The sequence below is a fragment of the Streptomyces kunmingensis genome (assembly GCF_039533535.1).
Lineage (GTDB): Bacteria > Actinomycetota > Actinomycetes > Streptomycetales > Streptomycetaceae > Streptomyces > Streptomyces kunmingensis.
In genome coordinates this window covers 1-2,658 of sequence record NZ_BAAATS010000063.1, presented here as the reverse complement: position 1 = coordinate 2,658, position 2,658 = coordinate 1, and the positions used below count along the sequence as shown (strand labels likewise).

3 protein-coding genes are annotated in these 2,658 nt (G+C 71.6%); 2 read left to right on the top strand and 1 reads right to left on the bottom strand.

Features of this window, described 5'->3' with window-relative positions; translation table 11 throughout:
* Nucleotides 1-193 precede the first annotated feature (193 nt).
* Nucleotides 194-1,054, top strand: coding sequence for an alpha/beta fold hydrolase (locus ABD366_RS41515; protein ID WP_324770699.1), 861 nt, complete (start codon nt 194-196; stop codon nt 1,052-1,054).
* A gap of 129 nt (nt 1,055-1,183) precedes the next feature.
* Here the strand turns inward: ABD366_RS41515 and ABD366_RS41510 are convergent, their stop codons facing one another.
* On the bottom strand, nt 1,184-1,675 hold the full coding sequence (locus ABD366_RS41510) for a hypothetical protein (protein ID WP_324770698.1): 492 nt from the start codon (nt 1,673-1,675) through the stop codon (nt 1,184-1,186).
* Between the two features lie 327 nt (nt 1,676-2,002).
* Here ABD366_RS41510 and ABD366_RS41505 point away from each other — a divergent pair, with 327 nt between their 5' ends.
* Nucleotides 2,003-2,602 (top strand): TetR/AcrR family transcriptional regulator, encoded by a 600-nt coding sequence (locus ABD366_RS41505; protein WP_324770696.1) that lies wholly within the window; start codon nt 2,003-2,005, stop codon nt 2,600-2,602.
* The last annotated feature ends 56 nt before the right edge of the window (nt 2,603-2,658 follow it).

Sequence of the window (2,658 nt, the reverse complement as noted above, 5' to 3'; positions counted from 1 at the left end):
CCCAGGAAGCACCCACCGCCTTCGCCCAAGCCGTCATCGACGCCGACCACCTCTGAGAATCGGCCACTTCCACCAGTCACCGTCTTGACGGGTGACGAGCAGTGTGACACCTTAATCACCGGACAGGGCGGTGACGAGCCGACAGGTCGGTCCGGCCCGCCCCCTGTACCCATATGTCTGAGAGGGATTTTTCATGGTGAGCATCAAGGGTGGCCGCAAGCGGTCGACCACGGTCGCTGTCGCGGTGGCCACGGCAGGGCTCGCGCTCGGCGCGTTCGCCCTCAGCGGCACCGCCAACGGCGCGGACGGGCCCGCCGAGGCCGCCCACGCCGGCCGGCACGCCAAGCCGACCGTCGTCCTGGAGCACGGCGCGTTCGCCGACGGCTCCAGCTGGAACGGGGTCATCGCCAAGTTGCACGCCGACGGCTACCCGGTCGTCGCCGCCGCCAACCCGCTGCGCGGCCCTGCCACCGACGCGGCCGCCCTGCGCACGGTCCTCGACCACATCGAGGGACCGAAGATCCTCGTCGGCCACTCCTACGGCGGCAACGTCATCAGCCAGGCCGCCACCGACGACCCCGACGTCAAGGCCCTGGTCTACGTCGCGGCCTTCCTGCCCGCCCCCGGCGAAAGCGCACTCGAGCTGACCAACAAGTACCCGGGCTCCACCCTCCCCGACGCCCTCGACCCGGTCACCTACCCGCAGGCCGACGGCACCACCGCCACCGACCTCTACATCCAGCAGGACAAGTTCCGCCACCAGTTCGCCGCCGACGTGCCCGCGAAACAGGCCGCCCTGATGGCCGTCGCACAACGCCCCGTCGCCCAGGCCGCTTTGGAGGAGAAGGCCACCACGGCGGCCTGGAAGACCAAGCCCAGCTGGGACATCATCACCACCGAGGACCTGAACATCCCGCCCGCCGTGCAGCGTTTCATGGCCAAGCGCGCCCACGCCCACACCACCGAGGTCGCCGCCTCCCACTCCGTCGCCGTCTCCCACCCCCGCCTGGTGACCGACGTGATCGAGCGAGCCGCCCACGCCACCGCCCGCTGACCCCCGCACAGCGCCTGACGGGGCTGAGAGCCTGACCGGCAGCCCCTCACACCCCGCGACATCCGAACGGACCGGCCCCTCCCCCGGGGCCGGTCCGTTCGGGTGTCCGCATGTCGGCGGGCCGTCAGCTCATTCGGCCGGCCGGTCCTGGGCCTCAGTGGCGAGACGGAGCGCGGCGTGCAACTCGGTCACCTGCGCGACGGTGGGGTGGACGACACCGGACCACTCGCCGCGCAGACCGGGCCAGACCGCCAGCAGCGTCCGGCCCTCCGCGCGGCCCAGCTGGGCCGTGACGTCCGTGCACCCCTCGCCCGTGGGCGTCCAGGACAGCAGGACACGGCCCGGCGGTATGCGGAACGGGCCCGGTCCGCCCAGCGGCATCCAGACCGCCATGAGCCTGCCACGCGCGGGCGTCACGATCGCACCGCGGACATCGGCCGGCATCGGCGCCCGCGTCAGGGCGGACAGCGCGACGGGGGTCCGGTCGGCCGCGGAGCCCGGCACCAGAGTGAGAACGGGCCGGCCCGCCTTGTCGCCGCTCCGGGGCCGCCGCACGGACGGTGCCGGTACAACAGGGGAACGGTCGGGCCACGGCCGGCGCGTCGCGTCGTACCTCGTCATGTTTCTCTTTCCCTCCATACCTGGGATGGTCACCGGCCGCGACATCCACCGTGCGCTCACACACGTGTGCTGGTGCCGTGGTACGCGTCGCCGTCGCCGGACACGTCCCGTGCCGCCCTCGCCGGGCGCCTTCTGCTCGGGCTGCGGCGGGGCGGCGTAAGTGTGAACTCAGGATACGTGTTTCGCCGGAGTCCCCCGCACCCGGCCGACGGGGATCGGTGTGTGGGCCGGTGCCGAGCGCATCGCGGGCCCCGGCGCCGTCGGAGTGAACCGCCCGGCACACCGCCGCGCTAGCCGACCGGTCTAGTACCGGCGTACTCTCGTCTCGTGGGACGAACCAGTGACGCCAGACAGAAGATCCTCGATGCCGCACACACGCTCATCGAGGAGCGCGGCTACGCGGCTCTGGGTGTCGCCGAGATCTGCAAGGCGGCCGGGGTGCCGAAGGGCAGCTTCTACTACTTCTTCGAGTCGAAGGAGGCCCTCGCGCTCACCGTCGTCGACGAGCACTGGGCCGTCCAACAGCGGGACTGGGCACAGGTCTTGAGCGGCGACGCGCCGCCTCTGCAACGGCTGCGGCGGCTTTTCGAGGAGACGGAGGCCGGCCAGCGCGCCGGTCAGCAGGGTTGCGGCACCGTGGCCGGCTGTCTGTTCGGGAATCTCAGCCTGGAGCTGAGCAACCGGACCGAGGCGGTTCGCGGACGCCTCCAGGAGATCTTCGACGCCCAGGCCGGCATGGTCGAGGCGGTCGTCGACGAGGCCCGGGTGCGCGGCGACGTCACCGTGACCGACGCCCGGGAGTCGGCGCGGGCGGTGCTGGCACAACTGGAGGGCCAGGTCATGTTCGCCAAGCTCTACAACAGCACCGGGCGGCTGACCCCGCTGTGGGACAACTGCCGGGCTCTGCTCGGCGCCACCGGAGCCTAAGAAGCTGTGTCAGAACCGGCAATCCGTGACGCTCTGGAGCCGGGGGAGCAGGATCG

Coding starts and splice junctions, on each gene's coding strand:
- ABD366_RS41510 (WP_324770698.1), bottom strand. CDS start 1,675: ATGACGAGGTACGACGCGACGCGCCGGCCGTGGCCCGACCGTTCCCCT.
- ABD366_RS41515 (WP_324770699.1), top strand. CDS start 194: ATGGTGAGCATCAAGGGTGGCCGCAAGCGGTCGACCACGGTCGCTGTC.